This is a genomic window from Brucella sp. JSBI001 (genome assembly GCF_026014005.1).
GTDB classification, from domain to species: Bacteria; Pseudomonadota; Alphaproteobacteria; order Rhizobiales; family Rhizobiaceae; genus Brucella; species Brucella anthropi.
The window spans coordinates 3,393,335-3,415,759 of record NZ_CP110339.1 but is presented as its reverse complement, the minus strand read 5'-3'; the positions used below and the strand labels follow the sequence as shown (position 1 = coordinate 3,415,759).

The following is a 22,425-nucleotide window of genomic DNA, read 5'->3' as shown; positions in this document are numbered from 1 at the left end:
AGTCAGGGGATAACCTCAAGCCAGCCCTATATGCAAGGTCTCATTGCATGTAGGCACTCAAGAACATTTGCATTGCGGCACGAATACGCTTAGTCAGTGGCAAATTTTGGCGCTGGTCCGCTTTCAAGAGGTGACCGCGTCTACTGTTTTGAACAGGCGAGGAGAATGAAATGACTCCGGGAATCCGTCCGCTGGTTGCTGGCAACTGGAAGATGAATGGCACGGGAGAGTCCCTGACCGAATTGCGTGCGATTGCTGCCGGCCTGAGCTCCGATCTCGGCCGCAAGCTTGACGCCGTCATTTGTGTACCTGCGACGCTTCTTTCCCGCGCGGCGGAAACGCTCGAAGGCGAGACTGTTGGTCTCGGCGGTCAGGATGCTCACCATAAAGTGTCTGGCGCGCATACAGGCGATGTCTCTGCAGAAATGCTTAAGGAAGCGGGCGCTACGCATGTCATAATCGGTCATTCCGAACGCCGGACCGACCATCATGAAAGCAATGACACTGTTCGCGCCAAGACCGAGGCCGCATGGGCTGCCGGATTGATTGCAATCGTTTGCGTCGGCGAAACTGCCGATGAGCGCAAGGCGGAGCGTACTCTGGATGTAATCGGCAGGCAGCTTGCTGGCTCTTTGCCGGATGGCGTCAATGCCGCGAATACGATCATTGCTTACGAACCGGTTTGGGCAATCGGTACAGGGTTGACGCCAACAGTGCAGGACGTGCGTGCCGCTCATGCTTTCATGCGTGAGCAGCTAATTGAACGTTTCGGCACGAAAGGCGCACATCTTCGGCTGCTCTATGGCGGTTCGGTCAAGCCTTCAAACGCATTGGAATTGCTCGGCGTCGCGGATGTTGATGGTGCGCTTGTTGGTGGTGCGAGCTTGAAGGCGAACGATTTTCTCGCCATATGCGAAACCTATCGTAATTTGTAACCGGCACATCACGTCTGTCTATCTTGGTCTCGGGGCTTGGATTATCGGACAATAGCGTGTAAAGAGCCGCTCTAGTTTTAGGGATATAAAGACCGTAACCCATGCAGACCGTAATCATTGTCATTCATTTGTTGATCGTGCTGGCGCTTGTCGGCGTTGTGCTTATCCAGCGTTCTGAAGGCGGTGGCCTTGGCATTGGCGGTGGTTCGGGGTTCATGACGGCTCGCGGCGCAGCCAACGCACTGACCCGCACGACAGCCATTCTCGCGATCGGTTTCTTCGCGACCTCGCTTATTCTTGGCATCATGGCACGCTACGGCGAAAAGCCGACCGACATTCTCAACCGTATCCCGGCGGCAACCGGCAGTCAGTCAGCTCCGGCAGGCGGCAACGGCGGCGGTATCCTCAATCAGCTGGGTGGCGAGTCTTCGCGTCCTGACGCCAATCAGACTGCACCTGCAGCTCCAGGTGCTACAGCGCCGGCAACACAGCCCGACGCTACCCAGCCGCAGGCTCCGGTTGTTCCGGAAACCCCGGCCAACCCGGTTCCTAGCTCGCAGTAAAAGGCCGAGCAAAGTGAACAGAATGCGGAACCGGCCCTTGTGGCCGGTTTTCTTTTTGTTAATCATGAGACTGCAAAGTGTTGCAGCTAGGCAATACGCTGCCGCGAATCGCATTGCAGAACGATGGCAACGAATTGAGAACCGGATCGCTTTGCAGTAAGGAAAGCGAAAGTCTGGTCGCAATTAATGCGGCAGACATTTTTCCCTTGTGCTTGAATTTTCGGGAACCGAACATGTTTTCACGCCGTATTTTGATGGCAGGTATTGCAACTCTCTGCATCGGAGCGACTGCTCCTGCATTTGCAACTTCGCCGGTAAGCGCTGAAGCGCAGCTCAATGAAGCTGCTGCGTCTGTTCAGCAAGTTGCTCTCTCAAGCGATGCCAAGGCCAATCCTGAAAAGCCGAAGAAGAAAAAAGCTTCCAAGAGCGGCAATGCAGTTAAGGCCAACAAGTACAACATCGATCCGAAGTTCCGGGCGCAGGAAGTGGCTTTTACCGGCTATAAGCCTGGCACTATCGTGATCGACCCGAAGCAACGTTTCCTTTACCTTGTTGAAACGTCGACGACTGCTCGCCGTTATGGCATCGCTGTCGGCAAGCAGGGATTGGAATTCAAGGGCACTGGAACAATCAACGCGAAGCGGGAGTGGCCGCGCTGGATTCCAACCAAGGAAATGATCGAGCGTGATCCGGCTCACTATGGTCGCTTCAAGAACGGTATGGATGGTGGTCCAGGCAACCCACTTGGTTCGCGCGCTCTGTACTTGTTTCAGGGCAACAAGGACACCTACATCCGCATTCATGGTACGGTACAGCCATGGACTATCGGTAGCTCGGCTTCCAACGGCTGCTTCCGCATGATCAATGAGGATGTGATGGATCTTTATGAGCGCGTCGGTCTGGGTACCGAAGTGGTTGTTCTCTGATCTGTAAATGACTATGTGAATGTGGCCGGGCTTATGGGCTCGGCCTTTTCTTTTGTGCCAATGGCTATTCTGGCAGGTGGAAGCTGTGGATTTCGAGCTTCGACATGGCTTTATGTGAATAGGGGCGCTAGAGAGTACAGACGTATTCGCTCCGGGGTTTCTGGCTCCGGTTTTTCTTTGTGCAACGACGATTACCGCCTGGCTTCGGTGAAAAAACACTGCCGGGGTGCATTTTTTTGTGGCGGAATCAATCAAGAAAGTCTAACGAGATAAGCCCATGGCGCGATATGTATTCATCACTGGCGGCGTGGTTTCTTCCCTTGGAAAAGGCATAGCTGCCGCAGCACTGGCTGCACTCCTTCAGGCACGTGGTTACCGCGTGCGTATCCGTAAACTCGACCCTTATCTGAATGTCGATCCCGGCACGATGTCGCCTTACCAGCATGGTGAGGTGTTCGTCACTGACGATGGTGCCGAAACCGACCTTGATCTGGGCCATTACGAGCGGTTCACCGGTCGTCCTGCCAACCAGCAGGACAACATCACCACCGGCCGCATCTATCGGAACATCATCGAAAAGGAACGCCGCGGCGATTATCTCGGTGCGACGGTTCAGGTCATTCCGCATGTGACCGACGAGATCAAGAACTTCGTCCTTGAAGGCAACGAAGACTATGATTTCGTTCTTTGCGAAATCGGCGGCACGGTTGGCGATATCGAAGCCATGCCGTTCCTCGAAGCGATCCGTCAGCTTGGCAATGAACTGCCGCGCGGAACGGCAGTTTATATCCATCTGACCTTGATGCCGTATATTCCGGCAGCTGGTGAACTGAAGACCAAGCCGACCCAGCATTCGGTCAAGGAGCTGCGCTCTATCGGTATTGCTCCAGATATCCTTCTGGTCCGCGCCGATCGCGAGATTCCGGAATCAGAACGTCGCAAGCTGTCGTTGTTCTGTAATGTCCGCGAAAGCGCGGTCATTCAGGCGCTCGACGTAGCAACGATCTACGATGTGCCGATTGCCTACCATAAGGAAGGCCTTGATTCGGAAGTTCTGTCGGCATTCGGTATCGATCCGGCTCCGAAGCCCCGTATGGACCGCTGGGAAGAGGTCTCCAACCGCCTCCACAATCCGGAAGGCGAAGTGACCATCGCCATCGTCGGCAAATATACCGGCCTTAAAGATGCCTATAAGTCGCTGATCGAAGCGCTCTATCATGGTGGTCTTGCCAACAAGGTAAAAGTCAATCTCGACTGGATCGAGGCTGAAGTCTTCGAAAGCGAAGATCCGGCCCCATATCTGGAAAAGGTTCATGGCATTCTGGTGCCGGGCGGTTTCGGCGAACGTGGCGCGGAAGGCAAGATTCTTGCAGCGAAGTTCGCTCGTGAACGCAAGGTTCCTTACTTCGGTATCTGCTTTGGCATGCAAATGGCTTGCATTGAAGCAGCACGTAATCTCGTTGGTATCGAAAACGCATCTTCGACCGAGTTCGGTCCGACCAAGGAGCCGGTTGTCGGTCTCATGACCGAGTGGCTGAAGGGCAATATGCTCGAGAAGCGCGCTTCGGCTGGTGATCTTGGCGGTACAATGCGCCTTGGTGCATATGAAGCGGCGTTGAAGTCGGGCTCGAAGATTGCGGAAATCTACGGATCGACCGATATTTCCGAGCGCCATCGTCATCGCTATGAAGTCAATATCGACTACAAGGAACGTCTGGAATCTGCCGGACTGAACTTCGCAGGCATGTCACCGGATGGTGTTCTGCCGGAAACAGTCGAATATCCTGACCACCCTTGGTTCATCGGCGTTCAGTACCACCCTGAACTGAAGTCTCGACCGTTCGAACCGCATCCGCTGTTTGCTTCCTTCATCGAAGCGGCAATCGAGCAGAGCCGTCTGGTCTGAAAATCTAACGCGCCTTTCGGGGCGCGTTTTCATTTCCGCTTTCAGGCCGTGGTCTTGTTTTCGACCCACCTTTACGCCAGATAAGGTGCCTGCAAGGCATTCAATATCGAGGTTCACGTCATGGCGACTGCCAATTCATCCGTAAAAATCGGAAACGTTACTTTTTCAAACAGTGCGCCGTTTGCCCTGATAGCGGGCCCGTGCCAGATGGAAACGCGTGAACACGCTTTCGATATGGCAGGCCGTCTCAAGGAGATGACTGATAAGCTCGGCATCGGTCTTGTCTACAAGTCCAGCTTCGACAAGGCCAATCGCACATCCTTGAAGGCTGAGCGTGGAATCGGCCTCGAAAAGGCAATGGAAGTTTTTGCGGATCTCAAGAAGGAGTTCGGCTTTCCGGTGCTGACGGATATCCACACTGAAGAGCAGTGCGCCGCAGTTGCTCCTGTGGTCGATGTCCTGCAGATCCCGGCATTTCTCTGCCGCCAGACCGATCTGCTGATTGCTGCCGCCAAGACGGGACGTGTCGTGAATGTCAAGAAGGGCCAGTTTCTGGCGCCGTGGGACATGAAAAATGTTCTTTCCAAGATTACGGAAAGTGGCAATCCGAATGTGCTGGCGACCGAACGCGGTGTTTCGTTTGGCTATAATACGCTCGTTTCCGATATGCGTTCCTTGCCGATCATGGCAGGCCTCGGTTCGCCAGTAGTCTTCGATGCGACTCATTCCGTACAGCAGCCGGGCGGGCAAGGTGGTTCGTCGGGTGGTCAGCGCGAATTCGTTGAGACGCTGGCACGCGCAGCTGTAGCCGTTGGCGTTGCCGGGCTCTTCATCGAAACGCATCAGGATCCGGACAATGCTCCTTCCGATGGCCCGAACATGGTGCCGGTGGATAAAATGCCCGCGCTCCTCGAAAAGCTGATGGCTTTCGATCGTATCGCGAAAGGGCTTTAAACAGTTCTCGGAGAATTTAAAAAGGCGGGGGATTTTCCTCCGCCTTTTGTTTCGCTAAGCCATTCTCGCCGCTTTTTTTGCGGTTAGGGCTTAAAAATTGGCCTGGTGCATAATCTTTTCTGAAATGTCTGCAAAGTTTCAGGATTATGCGCTAAGAAATGGCCGCATCGGATTTGTTAAGCGCCTCGCACATCTGGCGGGGCAATCTATAGGGAAGGACTGGTTCCTATGACTGCAATCATCGACATCGTCGGCCGCGAAATCCTCGACAGCCGCGGCAACCCGACCGTCGAAGTGGACGTTGTGCTTGAAGACGGCTCTTTCGGACGTGCTGCGGTTCCGTCTGGCGCATCGACTGGCGCGCATGAAGCTGTAGAATTGCGTGATGGTGGCAGCCGCTATCTCGGCAAGGGTGTGGAAAAGGCCGTCGAAGCTGTCAATGGCAAGATTTTTGACGCTATTGCGGGCATGGATGCGGAAAGCCAGCTGCTCATCGACCAGACGATGATCGAGCTTGACGGCTCGGCCAACAAGGGCAACATCGGCGCCAACGCTATTCTGGGCGTTTCGCTTGCCGTTGCCAAGGCTGCGGCCCAGGCAACCGGTCTCCCACTTTACCGCTACGTTGGTGGGGCAAATGCCCATGTTCTGCCGGTCCCCATGATGAATATCATTAATGGCGGTGCACATGCTGACAATCCGATTGATTTCCAGGAGTTCATGATTCTGCCAGTGGGGGCTTCGTCCGTTCGTGAAGCTGTTCGTTATGGCTCGGAAGTTTTCCATACCCTCAAGAAGCGTCTGAAGGATGCCGGTCACAACACCAATGTTGGCGATGAAGGCGGCTTTGCTCCTAATCTGAAGAATGCCCAGGCTGCGCTCGATTTCATCATGGAATCGATCGAAAAGGCCGGTTTCAAGCCGGGTGAAGATATTGCTCTTGGCCTCGACTGCGCTGCGACCGAATTTTTCAAGGACAGTAATTACGTCTATGAAGGCGAACGCAAGACGCGCGATCCAAAGGCTCAGGCCAAGTATCTCGCCAAGCTCGCCAGCGACTATCCTATCGTCACTATCGAAGATGGTATGGCTGAAGACGACTGGGAAGGTTGGAAGTACCTGACCGATCTTATTGGCGACAAGTGCCAACTCGTTGGTGACGACCTGTTCGTCACCAATTCCGCTCGTCTCCGTGACGGTATTCGTATGGGCGTTGCCAACTCGATTCTCGTCAAGGTCAACCAGATCGGATCGCTGTCTGAAACGCTCGACGCGGTCGAAACGGCTCATAAGGCTGGCTATACTGCCGTCATGTCGCATCGTTCGGGTGAAACCGAGGATTCGACGATTGCCGATCTCGCGGTTGCTACCAACTGTGGTCAGATCAAGACTGGCTCGCTGGCCCGTTCGGACCGTACGGCCAAGTACAACCAGCTGATCCGTATCGAGGAAGAACTTGGCAAGCAGGCCCGCTATGCAGGTCGCAGCGCACTGAAGTTCCTCTGATTTTTCTCTGAGACTGATAAAGGCGGGCTTCGGTCCGCCTTTTTTCGTTTTCGCCCTATATGACTTCCAATGCTCGGCATTTGACCGGATGCAATTATATTGATATCAATGTTATTGCATTGGTGTTTGAGCTGATGAGGCAGCGGCTTGGAATTCAGATGATGAAGCCGTGGGGGAGTTAACAACGGGAGAGAGAAAATGGCTTATATCGAAGGATTTGTTGTCGCCGTCCCCAAGGCGAACAAGGAACTTTATCGCAAGCATGCCGCCGAAGCTGCTGTATTATTCAAGGAGTTTGGCGTGACGCGTATGGTCGAAGCATGGGGGGATGATGTGCCGGATGGCAAGGTCACCGATTTTCGACGTGCGGTTAAGGCCGAGGCCGACGAGGAGGTTGTTTTCTCCTGGTTCGAATATCCCGACAAGGCAACGCGCGACGCTGCAAATAGCAAAATGATGAGTGATCCGCGTATGAAGGCGATGGGTGACCAGATGCCATTCGACGGCAAGCGCATGATCATGGGCGGGTTTTCCACAATTGTAGATGTTTGATCCTGTCAAACATTTTATCAATCTGAATGAGCGGCTCGTCTTTATGATGAGCCGTTCTCGATTCCTGACGGGTTTGAATGGTTTGCGCGAGGTTCACTTCTTCCAGTTGTTACGAAAACTAGTCCCGACTGCTCCTGACATCGGTTCTTGGTAAATCTCTGTTAAGCAAAATAATGCTTGATGGTGGAATTCGGATTGATGTCCTTCGCAGGATTCGTAGTGGCACCGAATATCCGGGAAGGAAGCCGAAATGTGGACCAAGCAGAAGCGTAAATCGATCCGTGGGCGTTTTGTGTTGCCCATTCTGACGGCTGCATTTCTGAGTTACTTCGGCTTTCACGCCTATCACGGCGAATATGGTCTCTACTCCCGTATCCAGCTGGAAGAGCAGAAAAGTCTTCTGGCCAAGCAGCTCGAACAAGTGACGGCAGATCGCAACGCGCTCGAAAAACGAGTCACGCTTTTGCGCGACGGTTCCATCGAGAAGGATATGCTTGACGAGCAGGCACGCAGAGCGCTTAATCTCTCCCATCCCGATGAAGTGACAATTATCACCTCCAGGGAAGACCGTTCAAATTAACTGAAATCCGGTTAATTGTCTTTTTGTGATATGTTTTTAAGGGCTTGGCGACATAGCAGATATGCTCTGGGCGCATATTGTATCTTGTGATATGCCCGTATAACGTCACAATAGAACGACAATTTAGGGAGCGAGATATGGCACCGAGGGCTAAAAAGTCGCCTGCTAGCAAAACGCAGGCGACTTCTGTGACTGCACCCAAGGCACCTGCACCTGTGAACTTCGACAAGAAGCAGGAGCTGGACGCTTATCGCGAAATGCTGTTGATCCGGCGTTTCGAAGAAAAAGCCGGTCAGCTTTATGGCATGGGCTTCATTGGTGGTTTCTGCCACCTTTATATCGGCCAGGAGGCCGTGGTGGTCGGCATGCAGATGGCGCTGAAGGAAGGTGATCAGGTTATCACCGCCTATCGCGATCATGGTCATATGCTAGCAGCGGGCATGAGCGCGCGCGGCGTGATGGCTGAACTGACCGGACGTCGCAGCGGCCTTTCCAAGGGCAAGGGCGGCTCCATGCACATGTTCTCCAAAGAGAAGAACTTCTACGGCGGTCATGGTATCGTCGGTGCGCAGGTTTCGCTCGGCACAGGCCTCGCATTCGCGAATCGCTATCGCGACAACGACAATGTAACGCTGACCTATTTCGGCGATGGCGCTTCCAATCAGGGTCAGGTCTACGAAAGCTTCAACATGGCATCGCTATGGAAGCTGCCGGTAGTCTACATAATCGAGAACAACCGCTACGCCATGGGCACTTCGGTTTCGCGCTCGTCCGCAGAAACGGACTTCTCGAAGCGCGGTCTCTCTTTCAATATTCCGGGTATCCAGGTGGATGGCATGGATGTTCGTGCGGTCAAGGCTGCTGCGGATCTGGCCGTGGAATGGACGCGTTCGGGCAAGGGGCCGATCATTCTCGACATGCAGACCTACCGTTACCGCGGTCACTCCATGTCGGACCCGGCAAAGTATCGCTCGAAGGAAGAAGTGCAGAAGATGCGCTCCGAGCATGATCCGATCGAGCAGGTCAAGCAGCGTCTGATCGACAAGGGTTGGGCAACCGAGGAAGAGCTGAAGGAAATCGACAAGGATGTCCGCGACATTGTCGCTGATTCTGCTGATTTCGCTCAAAACGATCCGGAGCCGGATGCATCCGAGCTCTACACGGATATTCTGCTCTAATTCCAGGAAGGTGTTGTCATGCCCGTAGAAATTCTCATGCCCGCACTTTCCCCAACCATGGAAGAGGGCAAGCTCTCCAAATGGCTGAAGAAAGAAGGCGACAAGGTTACGTCCGGCGATGTGATCGCCGAAATTGAAACCGACAAGGCGACGATGGAAGTCGAAGCTGTCGATGAAGGCACGATTGGCAAAATTCTTGTCGATGAAGGCACCGAAGGCGTGAAGGTCAATACGCCGATTGCCGTGCTTCTCGGTGACGGTGAAAGCGCTTCCGATATCGGTTCTGCTCCGGCCGCCAAAGCCGAGGCACCATCGAGCGAAGCCAAGGAAGAGCCAAAAGCCGAAGAAAAGAAGACTGATTCTGTTCCGGCTGCTCCAAAGGCTCCAGCACTCGAAGTCGCGTCCGACCCGGACATTCCGGCTGGCACCGAAATGGTTTCTACGACCGTTCGTGAAGCGCTTCGTGATGCGATGGCCGAAGAAATGCGCCGCGACCCGAGCGTTTTCGTTATGGGTGAAGAAGTTGCCGAATATCAAGGCGCTTACAAGGTAACTCAGGGACTTCTCGATGAATTCGGTTCCAAGCGCGTTGTAGATACCCCGATCACCGAACATGGTTTCGCCGGTGTAGGTGTAGGGGCTGCTTTTGCAGGTCTGCGTCCGATCGTTGAGTTCATGACCTTCAACTTTGCCATGCAGGCAATCGACCAGATCGTGAACTCTGCTGCCAAGACGCTTTATATGTCCGGCGGACAGATGGGCGCTCCGATGGTCTTCCGTGGTCCGTCCGGTGCGGCTGCGCGTGTTGCTGCCCAGCACTCGCAATGCTATGCGGCCTGGTACAGCCACATTCCGGGTCTCAAGGTCGTCATGCCGTACACGGCAGCCGACGCCAAGGGCTTGCTGAAGGCTGCCATTCGCGATCCGAATCCAGTGATCTTCCTCGAAAACGAAATCCTGTACGGTCATCATTTCGATGTACCAAAGCTTGACGATTTCGTGCTGCCGATTGGCAAGGCCCGCATTCACAAGCAGGGCAAGGACGCCACCATTGTTTCGTTCGGTATCGGCATGACCTACGCCGTCAAGGCGGCTGAAGAGCTGGCCCAGCAGGGTATCGATGTTGAAATCATCGATCTGCGCACGATCCGCCCGATGGATATTCCAACTGTAGTCGAATCGGTCAAGAAGACTGGCCGACTTGTGACTGTGGAAGAAGGTTTCCCGCAGTCGTCCGTTGGTACGGAAATCGCCACCCGCGTCATGCAGCAGGCTTTCGATTATCTCGATGCGCCGATCCTGACCATTGCTGGTAAGGATGTTCCGATGCCTTATGCGGCAAATCTGGAAAAGCTGGCGCTGCCGACTGTCGCCGAAGTGGTCGAAGCGGTGAAAGCCGTTACCTATACCGCGTAACGAAAGGGTCTGGACATGCCGATCAATATCACCATGCCAGCGCTTTCTCCGACGATGGAAGAAGGCAACCTGTCGAAATGGCTGGTCAAGGAAGGCGACAAGATCGCTCCTGGCGATGTTATTGCTGAAATCGAGACCGACAAGGCCACGATGGAAGTGGAAGCTGTGGACGAGGGCACGATTGCCAAGCTCGTGGTTCCCGCTGGCTCCGAAGGCGTCAAGGTCAATGCGCTGATCGCTATCCTCGCCGAAGAAGGCGAGGACGTGGCGGCTGCAGCAAAGGGCGCGGCTTCTGCTCCGAAGACAGAAGCGAAGGTCGAGGCTCCCAAGGAAGAGCCGAAGCCAGCCGCAGCTCCTGCAGCGGTGCCTGCACCAACCAAGGCAGAGCAGCCTGCTGCTGCGAATAAGGGTGACCGCGTGTTTGCGTCACCGCTTGCACGCCGTATCGCCAAGGAATCCGGTGTCGATATCGCCGCTGTGAAGGGTACCGGTCCGCACGGCCGTGTCGTTCAGCGCGATGTGGAAGCTGCTCTGGCTTCCGGTGGTGCCAAGGCTGCTGCGCCGAAGGCGGAAGCTGCCTCTGCTGCCGCACCGAAGCCGATGTCGGATGAAACCGTTCTCAAGCTCTTTGAGGAAGGCACCTACGAGATCGTTCCTCACGATGGTATGCGCAAAACCATTGCCCGCCGTCTGGTGGAATCGAAGCAGACTGTTCCGCATTTCTATCTGACGATTGATTGCGAACTGGATGCACTTCTGGCTCTGCGTTCGCAGATCAATGCAGCTGCGCCGATGATCAAGACTGAAAAGGGTGAGGTTCCGGCCTACAAGCTTTCTGTCAACGATCTGGTGATCAAGGCTGTTGCTCTTGCACTGCGTGACATTCCTGAAGCCAATGTCTCCTGGACTGAAGGCGGTATGGTCAAGCACAAGCGTGCTGATGTCGGCGTTGCAGTCTCCATTCCGGGCGGTCTGATTACACCAATCGTGCGTCAGTCGGACTCGAAGACGCTGTCCGCTATCTCCAATGAGATGAAGGACCTTGCCAAGCGTGCGCGTGATCGCAAGCTGAAGCCTGAAGAATATCAGGGCGGTTCGACCTCCGTGTCCAACCTTGGCATGTTTGGCGTGAAGGACTTTGCCGCGATCATCAATCCGCCGCATGCGACCATTTTCGCAATCGGCGCAGGTGAACAGCGTGCAGTGGTCAAGAACGGTGAAATCAAGGTTGCGACCGTTATGTCTGTAACCCTTTCAACCGATCATCGTGCCGTCGACGGCGCGTTGGCTGCTGAACTTGCACAGGCCTTCAAGCGTCACATCGAAAACCCGATGGGTATGCTGGTCTGATTGATCAACTTCAAGGGCGTCGCGTTCTGCTGAACTCGACGCCTGAGGTTTTTGAATGGCTGGACAACCGAACCTACGCCCGGCTGAACGCCGTGAAGCCGCAGAGATCGCCATTCTTGTCGATATCTCTTCGCACGGTTTTGCGTCATGGCTCTGGTACGGGGCCGTTCTTGACGGGCGAACCGAAACGGCCATGGAACGCGGTCGGCAATATATGCGCGCTGACGGGAGCGAAGGCTGGCAGAGCGCGACCATAGCCGAATGGGCCGACGATATTGCTGGGCTTTCCATCGGCTTCACTGTGGACGAAAGTATCAACGATCTGCCTGAAAAACATCCGGTTACGGATCAGCTGATCGCGATGCAGCGCAAGGTCATTGGCAACCGTTTTATAGATAGTGTTGGCGTTTATCGGGAGTTTCGCGGCAAAGGTATTGGCCGTGCACTCGTCGCCAACGAGATCGACCTGGCGTACCGGAACGGTAATCCGGCAATCAGCCTGATAACCGAAAGCCACAACGATGTGGCGCTTTCCCTTTACGGCGCCCATGGTTTCAAGGAAATTGAGCGGCTCGAAGCGATAGAACGCATTGGGCAGGACAAAAGACACGACTGGGTGCTGCTCACCCGAGAAGTGAACTGAGCAAAGGCAGGACAATATGGCCGACATTTACGACGTTATTGTTATCGGCTCGGGCCCGGGTGGTTATGTTACCGCAATCCGCGCTGCGCAGCTTGGCCTGAAGACGGCTATCGTTGAGCGTGAACATTTGGGTGGCATTTGCCTCAACTGGGGCTGTATTCCGACCAAGGCGCTTTTGCGCTCGGCTGAAATCCTGCATTTTGGCGAACACGCCAAGGATTACGGTCTGAAGCTGGAAGGAACGATCACACCTGATGTGACGGCTGTGGTACAGCGGTCGCGCGGTGTGTCCGCACGTCTTAATGGCGGCGTCGGCTTCCTGATGAAGAAGAACAAGATCGACGTGATCTGGGGCGAGGCAAAGCTTGTAAAGGCTGCTTCGGGCAACAATCCGGTTGAGATTTCGGTCGGCAAGTCGTCAAAGCAGCCGATGCAACCGCAGAACCCTGTTCCGAAGGGCGTTTTGGGGGAGGGCACCTACAAGGCGAAGCACGTTATCGTCGCCACTGGCGCACGTCCGCGCTCTTTGCCGGGCATTGAGCCGGATGGCAAGCTGATCTGGACCTATTTCGAAGCAATGGTTCCGCAGGAACTGCCGAAGTCCATGCTGGTTATGGGGTCGGGTGCGATTGGTATCGAGTTTGCCTCTTTCTACAATGACATGGGCGTTGACGTGACGGTCGTGGAATTGATGCCGCAGATCATGCCGGTTGAAGATGCGGAGATTTCCACACTCGCGCGCAAACAGCTTGAAAAGCGTGGCCTGAAGATCATTACCGATGCCAAGGTTACCAAGGTCGAGAAGGGTGCAAATAATGTGACTGCCCATATCGAGACCAAGGACGGCAAGACGCAGTCGTTGACCGTGGACCGTATGATCTCGGCAGTTGGCGTTCAGGGTAATATCGAAAATCTTGGCCTTGAAGCACTCGGTGTGAAAACAGACCGTGGATGCGTCGTCATTGATGGATATGGCAAGACCAACGTTGCTGGCATCTATGCTATCGGCGACGTTGCCGGTCCGCCAATGCTAGCACACAAGGCCGAGCATGAAGGCGTTATCTGCATCGAGAAGATTGCAGGCCTTCCGAATGTTCATCCGCTCGAAAAGAACATGATTCCGGGCTGCACCTACTGTAACCCGCAGGTCGCTTCCGTTGGTCTGACCGAAGCAAAGGCCAAGGAAAAGGGCTACGATATCCGCGTTGGTCGCTATTCGTTTGCTGCAAATGGCAAGGCGATTGCGCTCGGTGAAGATCAGGGACTGGTTAAGACCATCTTCGACAAGAAGACGGGACAGCTGCTTGGTGCTCATATGGTCGGTGCGGAAGTGACTGAACTCATCCAGGGTTTCGTGATCGCCATGAACCTTGAAACGACTGAGGAAGAGCTGATGCATTCGGTCTTCCCGCACCCGACCCTTTCCGAGATGATGAAGGAAAGCGTTCTGGATGCGTATGGTCGTGTGCTGAACGCATAATACGGAGGGACGCTCATTCCGCTGATCGAGAACGGAGGGCCATGGCGGCGTGCCGCCTGGCCGATCATTAAGTGGTGTACTGTTGGAGGACTGGTGCTGGGCTTTGCAGCCGGCACCTTGAGTGTTCTTGGCGGCAACACCATATCGGTCAACGGAGTGGCCATAACCGGTTGGTATGGTGTCTGGGTGCTCACATTGGCGCTCGGCACTGCAGGCTTGGTATTTGGCCTGATATGGGCATTAGTTTTCCGGGCTCTTGGACTGGCGGCGCGGCGATGAGTAGCAAATCGCTCAAGTTGACAGGGTTGAGGGCAGGGATTAGGACCGAACCGAATTTGGGAGCATTTCAGGTCCATTCATGAAAATGCTTCGGATAGGCAGGAAAAAGCATGGTTACAGTTCTCGATCTGGTGAACCAAGGCAAGCGTGAGCGGCATCCAGAGAAGGCGCATCGTCCGGACAATGTTGTCCTGAAGAAGCCCGATTGGATTCGTGTCAAGGCTCCTGTCTCACGCGGCTACAGCGAAACGCGCGATATCGTTCGCTCAAACAAGCTGGTCACGGTTTGCGAAGAGGCAGGTTGCCCGAACATCGGCGAGTGCTGGGAAAAGAAGCACGCGACCTTCATGATCATGGGCGAGATCTGCACGCGTGCCTGTGCTTTCTGTAACGTCTCGACCGGTATCCCGACTGCGCTCGATCCGAACGAACCCGAGAATGTTGCCAAGGCCGTCAAGCAGATGGGCTTGACGCATGTGGTTATTACATCGGTGGATCGCGACGATCTTGCCGATGGTGGTGCGCAGCATTTTGCTGAGGTCATTCAGGCCATCCGCGAAGCTACTCCTGCTACCACGATTGAAATCCTGACACCGGATTTCCTGCGCAAGGAAGGCGCTCTCGAAGTCGTGGTGAAAGCCCGTCCCGACGTGTTCAACCACAATCTGGAAACTGTGCCGTCGCGTTATCTGAAGGTTCGTCCTGGCGCTCGTTATTTCCATTCGATCCGTCTGCTGCAGCGCGTCAAGGAACTGGACCCAACCATTTTCACCAAGTCCGGTATCATGGTCGGTCTTGGCGAAGAGCGGAACGAAATCCTTCAGTTGATGGACGATCTGCGTTCGGCTGATGTGGATTTTATGACCATCGGCCAATATCTTCAGCCGACCCGCAAGCATCATCCTGTCATTCGCTTCGTGACACCCGACGAATTCAAGTCGTTCGAGACGATTGGTCGGACGAAGGGCTTCCTGCTGGTTGCATCCAGTCCGCTGACGCGTTCATCGCATCACGCTGGCGATGATTTCGCGAAGCTGAGAGCCGCGCGTGAGGCGCAGATCGCTGCACGGGCCTAAGACAGGAAATGCCGCAGTTTACAACCGTCAGGCGGGTACATCACCGGGCAGAGCAAATGTTCGGTCTCGTTGCGGATGTCGAGAAATATCCGCAGTTTCTGCCAATGTGTGAGGCCTTGTCTGTTCGCTCCCGCAAGGAGCGTGACGGTAAGGCTCTTCTCATTGCCGACATGACAGTTGGTTACAAGCTTATCCGTGAGACATTCACCAGTCAGGTGCTGCTGAAGCCCGAGGAAAACGTCATTGATGTAAAATATCTCGACGGGCCGTTTCGCTATCTCGACAACCGCTGGACCTTCAAGCCGGTGGGAGACGGAAGTGAGTGCGATGTCGAATTTTTCATCGATTATGAGTTCAAGAGCCGTACCCTCGGTCTTCTCATGGGAACGATGTTCGATCTCGCTTTCAAAAAATTTTCCGAAGCGTTTGAGAAGCGGGCCGATCAGATATACGGACTAACCTGAGAAGAGCCCTGGTTTTCCGGGGCTCTCATTTTTTCTTTTCACGCACATCTTATCTGAAAACCGTTTCACACTTTTCAGGATGTGCTTTTACTGCGCCGTATAACCGCCATCGACCAGTATGGATGCTCCCGTGACGAAGGAAGATTCGTCGCTTGCCAGAAAAAGCACGACGCTGGCTACTTCTTCGGCGCGACCGAGACGACCTATAGGATGCAGGGCTAATAGAGCCTGTTTCTTGTCGTCGGGTATATCCTTGAGAAGCGGCGTATCGATATAGCCGGGACAAACCGCATTCACCCGGATGTTTTGCGCACCGTAATCAATGGCAAGTGTCTGCGTCAGAAGTTTTACGCCGCCCTTTGTAGCCGCATAGGCGGTGACGCCTGATTTCCCGACATGACTGTGAATGGAGCCGCAATTCACGATCACTCCGCCGCCCTGTGAGCGCATCTGGTCAATCGCGTATTTATCGCAAAGATAGACACCGGTAAGGTTGATATCGATGGTTTTCTGCCATGCAGTTTCATCCAGCTCGTCTATCGGGCCATCTGCGGCGATGCCTGCATTGGCGAACATGATGTCGAGGCGACCATAAGTTTCGACGGTTTTTGCAATCAACGCCTGCACGGCTTTCGTATCGGTTACATCGGTTTTGACGAATATTGCCCGTTCGGTGCCGCTTGCAAGCTTGCTGGCCAGTTGCTGGCCATGCTCTGAATAATCCGCGATAACGACATTCGCTCCCTCGCGAACAAAAGCCCGAACAGTCGCTTCGCCGATGCCACTTGCCCCACCTGTAACGATTGCCACCTTACCATCGAAACGCATCGCCATGTTCTCCTTGTCTGATCAAAGACAAGGATAGGGCGCGACAGATAAAAGTATATGCTTCAGACTATCGAAGGTTTTCCAGAACGAGGTCCAGTGCGGCGAAAACCGTCGCGTGGCGGATTTCGGCTCTGGTTTTTGGACCGAAATGGTATTCGCGATGAAGGGGCGGGTGGCCTTTTCGCGCCGATGCGATGTGCACGAGACCGACAGGTTTTTCATCGGAACCGCCGCCTGGCCCCGCAACGCCCGTAACCGCCACCGTTACACCGGCGCGGGAGCGAGAAAGTGCCCCTTCAGCCATGGAAAGCGCCACTTCTTTCGAGACAGCGCCAACGCGATTGATCAATTCCATCGGAACACCGATCATTTCGGCTTTCGCTTCGTTGGAATAAGTAACGAAGCCGCGATCCACGACATCGGATGAACCGGCGATGTCGGTCAGAGATCCAGCTATAAGCCCGCCTGTGCAAGACTCGGCCATCGCGATCATTACACCGGCCTTGCGGCAGGCTTCCAGCACGGCAATAGCTTTGTCTTCTGCGATGAGCGCGCTCATTCGGGAACCTCGCCGGGATAGATGACGGTTGCCGTTGCAATGGCAGCGATACCTTCACGGCGTCCGACGAAGCCAAGTTTTTCGTTGGTTGTGGCTTTAATGGAAACGCGATCGGCGGCAATTCCCAGCATGTCGCAAAGAGCTTCTGTCATTGCTGCACGATGTGGGCCGATCTTCGGTGCTTCGCTGATAAAGGTCACGTCGACATTGGCGATACGACCGCCAGCTTCACGCACGATATTGGCAGCATGTTCGATAAAGATGCGGGAAGCAGCGCCTTTCCATTGTGGGTCGGAAGGCGGGAAATGCGTGCCGATATCACCCGCTCCTCGCGTCGCAAGCAGGGCGTCGGTCAGCGCATGAAGTCCAACATCGGCGTCTGAATGGCCATTGAGTTTCGCTTCGTGGGGAATTTTCACACCGCACAGCGTCACATGATCGCCGGGTTCAAAGGAATGGACGTCATAACCATTGCCAGTACGAATGTCGGGAAACGAGACGTGGTCTTGCCGCAGGCGTTTGTCAGCCATTTCGATATCCTTTGCCCAGGTAAGCTTGGTATTGTCCGCCGATCCTTCGATGATGCGGACAGCGATACTTTGCCATTCGGCAATGGCAGCATCATCCGTGAAATCAGAGCGACTGATCGCGAAGGCCTTTTCATGTGCATCAAGGATTGGCGTATAGGGAAATGCTTGGGGGGTCTGTGCAGCAAAAAGACCAACGCGAGGCACCGTCGTTTTTACTGTTCCGTCTGTGGCTGACTGTTTGAGAGTGTCCGAAACTGCCAGAGCCGGTAGAACGCCTTCATCAGGCGCGAGATTTTCGACGATACGCTTCAGTAAATCCTGACTGACAAACGGTCTCACACCATCATGGATCATGACATATTGCGGTGCATAATCTCGCAATGCGAGGAGACCAAGGCGCGTTGATTCCTGCCGGGTAGCGCCGCCATTCACGACGAGAATGGTGCCGCAGTTTTCCGGGAGGGCGCGTTCGTAAAGCACATGGTCGTCTGGATGAATGACGACAACGATGCTATCAACCAGCGGGCAGTCGATAAAAGCGCGCAAAGTGCGGGCAAGTACGGCTTCGCCACCGATGCGCCGGTATTGTTTCGGCCCTTCGATGCTCTGCCCGGCTCGCTCTCCGCGGCCAGCTGCCACAATGACTGCTGCTATCTTTGAAATGGTTGTCGCCTCTGCCAAAGGTTGCATCTGTTCAAATTTGCCTTTTCAAGCCGAATAATGCCTTGTGCAGATAAATGCCAGACGGCAATTGATTTATCGTGATTTTGCGCGCGCTTTTCCTTGCGTTGAAAATTGAGACTGATTAATGTATGTGCTAATTGCACTATGCACATCAAATAGGCATTTATTGGTGAGTTTTCTCGATCAACCTTTGACCATTGGCGATGTGGCCCTTGCCAATCGCGTTTTCCTCGCGCCGATGTCTGGCGTTTCGGACCTTCCGTTCCGCAGGCGTGCCGCAGAGGCTGGCGCTGGCATGGTCGTGTCTGAAATGGTCGCCAGCGCCGAACTCTGTAACTGTCACAAGGAAAGCCTTCTGCGTCTTTCGGGTGAAGGGCTTGGAACGCATGTCGTGCAGCTCGCGGGACGAGAAGCACACTGGATGGGCGAGGCGGCCAGGATCGCCGAAGGTGAAGGCGCTGATATCATCGATATCAATATGGGGTGTCCGGCCAAGAAAGTGACGGGCGGTTATTCGGGATCTGCGCTGATGCGCGATCTCGATCACGCAATGACCCTCGTCGAGGCCACGGTTAATGCGGTCCGCGTTCCGGTCACACTCAAGATGCGGCTGGGATGGGACGAGAAAAGCGTCAACGCGCCTGAACTTGCAAGGCGCGCTGAAGGAGCCGGTATTGCCATGGTGACTGTCCATGGGCGCACGCGTTGTCAGTTCTATGAAGGTAAAGCGGACTGGAATGCAATTCACGCCGTCCGGGATGCAGTCAGGATTCCTCTGATTGCCAACGGAGACGTGGCGTGTCGACCTGATGCGGAGGAAATTTTACGCCGTTCCGGAGCGGATGCCGTGATGGTCGGGCGTGCCTCTTATGGACAACCATGGCTGGCCGGTGCAATTGCTGGAAGCGATCTTGCCCCACAGTCACGAAGTGAAATTCTTGATTATATTATAAAGCACTACGAAGATATGCTCGAGCATTATGGAAGTACGACGGGCATCCGTCATTCGCGCAAACATCTCGGCTGGTATCTTGATCGTCATGCTGGCGCTGCATGTACGCCAATCGAGAAAGCAGAAGTCATGACCCTGACTGACCGGAAAGCCGTCATCGATGCCTTGCGTCGTATATTCATGCGCGAAGTTCCTGAAACCGCGCTCAAAGAGGTTGCCTGATGCGCGAGAGAACCGAAACGAACGGTATTCCGTCTGTTGTACTCGATGCGATCAGCCAACCGGTTATCATGGTTAGCGCCGAGAATTATATCGCCTATGCCAATCTGGACGCGGAACAGTTCTTTCGTTCCGGCTCGTCCATTCTGGCGCGCAACCGGCTGGAATCCTTTCTGCCCTTCGGCAGCCCGCTTCTGGCACTCGTCGATCAGGTTCGCACCAGTCAGATGCCGGTGAACGAATATCGCGTCGATGTCTCGTCGCCGCGTCTTGGGGCAGAGCGCATTGTTGATGTTTACGTAGCGCCTGTAGCGGAGCTGCCGGGAGCTGTGGTCATCCTCTTCAAGGAAAAGACGATGGCTGAAAAGATAGACCGCCAGATGACGCATCGAGGTGCTGCGCGGTCCGTGACCGGGCTTGCCTCAATGCTGGCCCATGAAATCAAAAACCCTTTATCCGGTATCCGCGGTGCGGCACAGTTGCTGGAGCAGGTTGTCAGCGATGAAGATCGAGCGCTTGCGCGCCTCATTACCGACGAAACGGATCGGATTGTTTCACTGGTTGACCGCATGGAAGTTTTCTCGGACGAGCGCCCCATCGAGCGCTCTGCGGTCAACATTCACGCGGTTCTGGATCATGTGAAGGCGATTGCGAAGAACGGGTTCGCACGGAAGATCCGCTTTGTGGAAGATTATGATCCTTCTCTCCCGCCGGTTTTCGCCAATCGTGACCAGCTCGTGCAGATCTTTCTCAATCTCCTGAAGAATGCCTCGGAAGCCATAGGCGATCGTGAGGGCGGCGAGATTGTCCTGTCCACGGCTTATCGTCCAGGCATTCGTCTACAGGTGCCGGGCGCACGGGACAGGGTGGCGCTGCCTCTCGAATTCTGTGTGCATGATAATGGTCCAGGTGTGCCGCAGGATATGCTGCCGCATTTGTTCGATCCGTTCGTGACCACGAAGACCAATGGCTCGGGGCTGGGATTGGCACTCGTTGCGAAGATCATTGGCGATCATGGTGGCATTATCGAATGTGACAGCCATCCTTCGCGAACGACTTTCCGCGTTCTGATGCCCGCATGGAAAAATACTGAACTGGCAGCTGGAAATACTGGAGATAACGCATGATCGCAAGACGTCCGACGGGAACCATATTGGTGGCGGATGACGATGCAGCCATTCGGACCGTGCTGAACCAGGCATTGTCGCGAGCAGGCTACGATGTGCGCGTAACTTCCAATGCTGCCTCGCTCTGGCGATGGGTGGCTGCAGGTGATGGTGATCTGGTCATTACAGACGTCAATATGCCGGACGAGAATGCCTTTGATCTTCTGCCGCGCATCAAGAAGATGCGTCCCGACCTGCCGGTTGTGGTGATGAGCGCGCAGAACACATTCATGACGGCAATTAGGGCATCCGAGGCGGGAGCCTACGAATATCTGCCGAAGCCATTCGATTTGACGGAACTCATTAATATCGTCGGTCGTGCGCTGTCTGAACCAAAACACAAGCCCATTGCCGCTCTATCGGATGAGCAAGCAGATAACATGCCGCTGGTGGGCCGTTCGCCTGCGATGCAGGAAATATACCGTGTGCTGGCGCGCATGATGCAGACGGACTTGACCGTGATGGTTACGGGTGAATCCGGTACGGGCAAGGAACTGGTTGCGAGCGCCCTGCACGAATATGGACGCCGTCGAAAAGGACCGTTTGTTGCGATCAATATGGCGGCAATCCCACGCGACCTGATTGAGTCTGAGTTGTTCGGGCACGAGAAGGGCGCTTTTACCGGCGCACAAAACCGCTCGAGCGGTCGCTTCGAGCAGGCGAATGGTGGAACACTGTTTCTCGACGAAATCGGTGATATGCCGATGGAAGCACAAACCCGACTTTTGCGTGTGCTGCAACAGGGCGAATATATGACAGTCGGCGGACGCACGCCGATCAAGACCGATGTGCGCATCGTTGCAGCAACCAACAAGGATTTGCGGCAGTTGATTGCACAAGGACTTTTCCGCGAAGACCTTTATTATCGGCTGAATGTCGTGCCTCTGCGCTTGCCGCCGCTTCGCGAGCGCAGCGAGGATGTGGCCGATCTCGTGCGCCATTTTTTCAAGCGGGCTGCCGAAGAAGGTTTGCCCGAAAAACGTATCAGCACTGCTGGCCTGGAAATGATGCGTCGGTACCCATGGCCTGGAAATGTGCGTGAGCTGGAAAATCTCGTGCGAAGACTGGCGGCGCTTTATCCGCAAGAGGAAATATCGCCGGAGATCATCGAAACCGAATTGAAGTCTGAACTGGCCAAGCCGGATATCGTTCCCGCCGGTGGTGGCGATATGGAGAACATTTCCATATCGCAGGCTGTCGAGCAGAATATGCAGCGTTACTTCGCGTCATTCGGTGCCGACCTGCCGCCTCTAGGTCTCTATCATCGGGTTCTGGCGGAACTGGAATATCCCTTGATCCTTGCCTGTCTTACGGCAACACGTGGAAATCAAATCAAGGCGGCAGATCTTCTGGGATTAAATCGGAACACGCTGCGCAAGAAAATTCGTGAGCTAGGGGTCAATATATATCGCGGCAACAAGGGAAACTAAGCGGTAGTTGGGCGCTAATAACGCATTAACTACATTATTTAATAGGCGATTAAGTCTGCTCGACTACTGTTAGTTGCATGAGAGATCAGCAATCCACGCGAAGCAAGAAAACCCGGCGCATTCTCGAACCGGCTGTAAGGAGCGGCATTCTTGCTGCGCCTTTGATATTGATGCTAGCGATCGTCGTCATCTTGTCTGGAGCAGAGCCTAAACTCTCTGCGATGATAGATCAAACCTTCACCGGTTCGA

The 22,425-nt window shown here is 54.5% G+C and carries 22 protein-coding genes; 19 read left to right on the top strand and 3 right to left on the bottom strand.

All coding sequences use genetic code 11. The features are described from left to right. The first annotated feature begins 170 nt into the window (after positions 1-170). The 16 genes from tpiA (at position 171) to LJ361_RS16070 (ending at position 15,808) form a co-directional block, all read left to right on the top strand. The gene (gene tpiA, locus LJ361_RS16145; RefSeq protein ID WP_010659998.1) at positions 171-935 is read left to right on the top strand and encodes a triose-phosphate isomerase; all 765 of its coding nucleotides are present in this window, start codon (positions 171-173) and stop codon (positions 933-935) included. Between the two features lie 101 nt (positions 936-1,036). After that, entirely contained in the window at positions 1,037-1,498 is a 462-nt protein-coding gene (gene secG / locus LJ361_RS16140; RefSeq protein WP_010659999.1) for a preprotein translocase subunit SecG, read from the top strand. 233 nt (positions 1,499-1,731) lie between these two features. Next, the gene (locus LJ361_RS16135; RefSeq protein WP_010660000.1) at positions 1,732-2,424 is read left to right on the top strand and encodes a L,D-transpeptidase; all 693 of its coding nucleotides are present in this window, start codon (positions 1,732-1,734) and stop codon (positions 2,422-2,424) included. A gap of 277 nt (positions 2,425-2,701) precedes the next feature. After that, complete coding sequence (locus LJ361_RS16130) at positions 2,702-4,330, top strand: CTP synthase (protein WP_010660001.1); 1,629 nt, start codon at positions 2,702-2,704, stop codon at positions 4,328-4,330. Between the two features lie 120 nt (positions 4,331-4,450). Next, the gene (kdsA, locus tag LJ361_RS16125) at positions 4,451-5,284 is read left to right on the top strand and encodes a 3-deoxy-8-phosphooctulonate synthase (RefSeq protein ID WP_010660002.1); all 834 of its coding nucleotides are present in this window, start codon (positions 4,451-4,453) and stop codon (positions 5,282-5,284) included. Between the two features lie 228 nt (positions 5,285-5,512). Then, entirely contained in the window at positions 5,513-6,790 is a 1,278-nt protein-coding gene (eno, locus tag LJ361_RS16120) for a phosphopyruvate hydratase (protein WP_010660003.1), read from the top strand. Positions 6,791-6,988: 198 nt separating this feature from the next. Continuing rightward, complete coding sequence (locus LJ361_RS16115) at positions 6,989-7,342, top strand: DUF1428 domain-containing protein (RefSeq protein WP_010660004.1); 354 nt, start codon at positions 6,989-6,991, stop codon at positions 7,340-7,342. Between the two features lie 250 nt (positions 7,343-7,592). Next, complete coding sequence (locus LJ361_RS16110) at positions 7,593-7,922, top strand: FtsB family cell division protein (protein ID WP_010660005.1); 330 nt, start codon at positions 7,593-7,595, stop codon at positions 7,920-7,922. Between the two features lie 137 nt (positions 7,923-8,059). Then, positions 8,060-9,100, top strand: coding sequence for a pyruvate dehydrogenase (acetyl-transferring) E1 component subunit alpha (gene pdhA, locus LJ361_RS16105; protein ID WP_010660006.1), 1,041 nt, complete (start codon positions 8,060-8,062; stop codon positions 9,098-9,100). A gap of 18 nt (positions 9,101-9,118) precedes the next feature. Beyond that, the gene (locus LJ361_RS16100) at positions 9,119-10,516 is read left to right on the top strand and encodes a pyruvate dehydrogenase complex E1 component subunit beta (RefSeq protein ID WP_010660007.1); all 1,398 of its coding nucleotides are present in this window, start codon (positions 9,119-9,121) and stop codon (positions 10,514-10,516) included. Between the two features lie 15 nt (positions 10,517-10,531). After that, a complete protein-coding gene (locus LJ361_RS16095) occupies positions 10,532-11,866 on the top strand; it encodes a pyruvate dehydrogenase complex dihydrolipoamide acetyltransferase (protein WP_010660008.1) in 1,335 nt (444 codons plus the stop codon). 55 nt (positions 11,867-11,921) lie between these two features. Next, on the top strand, positions 11,922-12,509 hold the full coding sequence (locus LJ361_RS16090) for a GNAT family N-acetyltransferase (protein ID WP_010660009.1): 588 nt from the start codon (positions 11,922-11,924) through the stop codon (positions 12,507-12,509). A gap of 16 nt (positions 12,510-12,525) precedes the next feature. Further along, positions 12,526-13,989 carry a dihydrolipoyl dehydrogenase gene (lpdA, locus tag LJ361_RS16085; RefSeq protein WP_036578908.1) on the top strand — a complete coding sequence of 488 codons (1,464 nt, stop codon included), beginning with the start codon at positions 12,526-12,528 and terminating at the stop codon, positions 13,987-13,989. Between the two features lie 93 nt (positions 13,990-14,082). Further along, a complete protein-coding gene (locus LJ361_RS16080; protein ID WP_036578910.1) occupies positions 14,083-14,268 on the top strand; it encodes a hypothetical protein in 186 nt (61 codons plus the stop codon). Positions 14,269-14,378: 110 nt separating this feature from the next. Then, positions 14,379-15,344 carry a lipoyl synthase gene (gene lipA, locus LJ361_RS16075; RefSeq protein ID WP_010660012.1) on the top strand — a complete coding sequence of 322 codons (966 nt, stop codon included), beginning with the start codon at positions 14,379-14,381 and terminating at the stop codon, positions 15,342-15,344. A gap of 8 nt (positions 15,345-15,352) precedes the next feature. Beyond that, a complete protein-coding gene (locus LJ361_RS16070) occupies positions 15,353-15,808 on the top strand; it encodes a type II toxin-antitoxin system RatA family toxin (protein ID WP_010660013.1) in 456 nt (151 codons plus the stop codon). An 87-nt stretch (positions 15,809-15,895) separates the two neighbouring features. Here the strand turns inward: LJ361_RS16070 and LJ361_RS16065 are convergent, their stop codons facing one another. The 3 genes from LJ361_RS16065 to LJ361_RS16055 form a co-directional block, all read right to left on the bottom strand. Beyond that, positions 15,896-16,636, bottom strand: a complete 741-nt coding sequence (locus tag LJ361_RS16065) for an SDR family NAD(P)-dependent oxidoreductase (protein ID WP_010660014.1) — start codon at positions 16,634-16,636, stop codon at positions 15,896-15,898. Positions 16,637-16,703: 67 nt separating this feature from the next. After that, positions 16,704-17,195 (bottom strand): CinA family protein, encoded by a 492-nt coding sequence (locus LJ361_RS16060; protein ID WP_010660015.1) that lies wholly within the window; start codon positions 17,193-17,195, stop codon positions 16,704-16,706. Beyond that, positions 17,192-18,415 carry a bifunctional 2-C-methyl-D-erythritol 4-phosphate cytidylyltransferase/2-C-methyl-D-erythritol 2,4-cyclodiphosphate synthase gene (locus LJ361_RS16055; protein WP_010660016.1) on the bottom strand — a complete coding sequence of 408 codons (1,224 nt, stop codon included), beginning with the start codon at positions 18,413-18,415 and terminating at the stop codon, positions 17,192-17,194. The genes LJ361_RS16060 and LJ361_RS16055 overlap by 4 nt, the downstream gene beginning before the upstream one ends. Before the next feature lie 163 nt (positions 18,416-18,578). Here LJ361_RS16055 and dusB point away from each other — a divergent pair, with 163 nt between their 5' ends. Genes dusB through ntrC form a run of 3 tightly spaced genes read left to right on the top strand, consistent with a single transcriptional unit; the run spans position 18,579 to position 22,176 of the window. After that, positions 18,579-19,583 (top strand): tRNA dihydrouridine synthase DusB, encoded by a 1,005-nt coding sequence (dusB, locus tag LJ361_RS16050; RefSeq protein ID WP_029376094.1) that lies wholly within the window; start codon positions 18,579-18,581, stop codon positions 19,581-19,583. Continuing rightward, positions 19,583-20,707 carry a two-component system sensor histidine kinase NtrB gene (locus LJ361_RS16045; RefSeq protein ID WP_010660018.1) on the top strand — a complete coding sequence of 375 codons (1,125 nt, stop codon included), beginning with the start codon at positions 19,583-19,585 and terminating at the stop codon, positions 20,705-20,707. Before dusB ends, LJ361_RS16045 begins: the two co-directional genes overlap by 1 nt. Further along, entirely contained in the window at positions 20,704-22,176 is a 1,473-nt protein-coding gene (gene ntrC, locus LJ361_RS16040) for a nitrogen regulation protein NR(I) (RefSeq protein WP_264812028.1), read from the top strand. The genes LJ361_RS16045 and ntrC overlap by 4 nt, the downstream gene beginning before the upstream one ends. Positions 22,177-22,425: the final 249 nt, after the last annotated feature.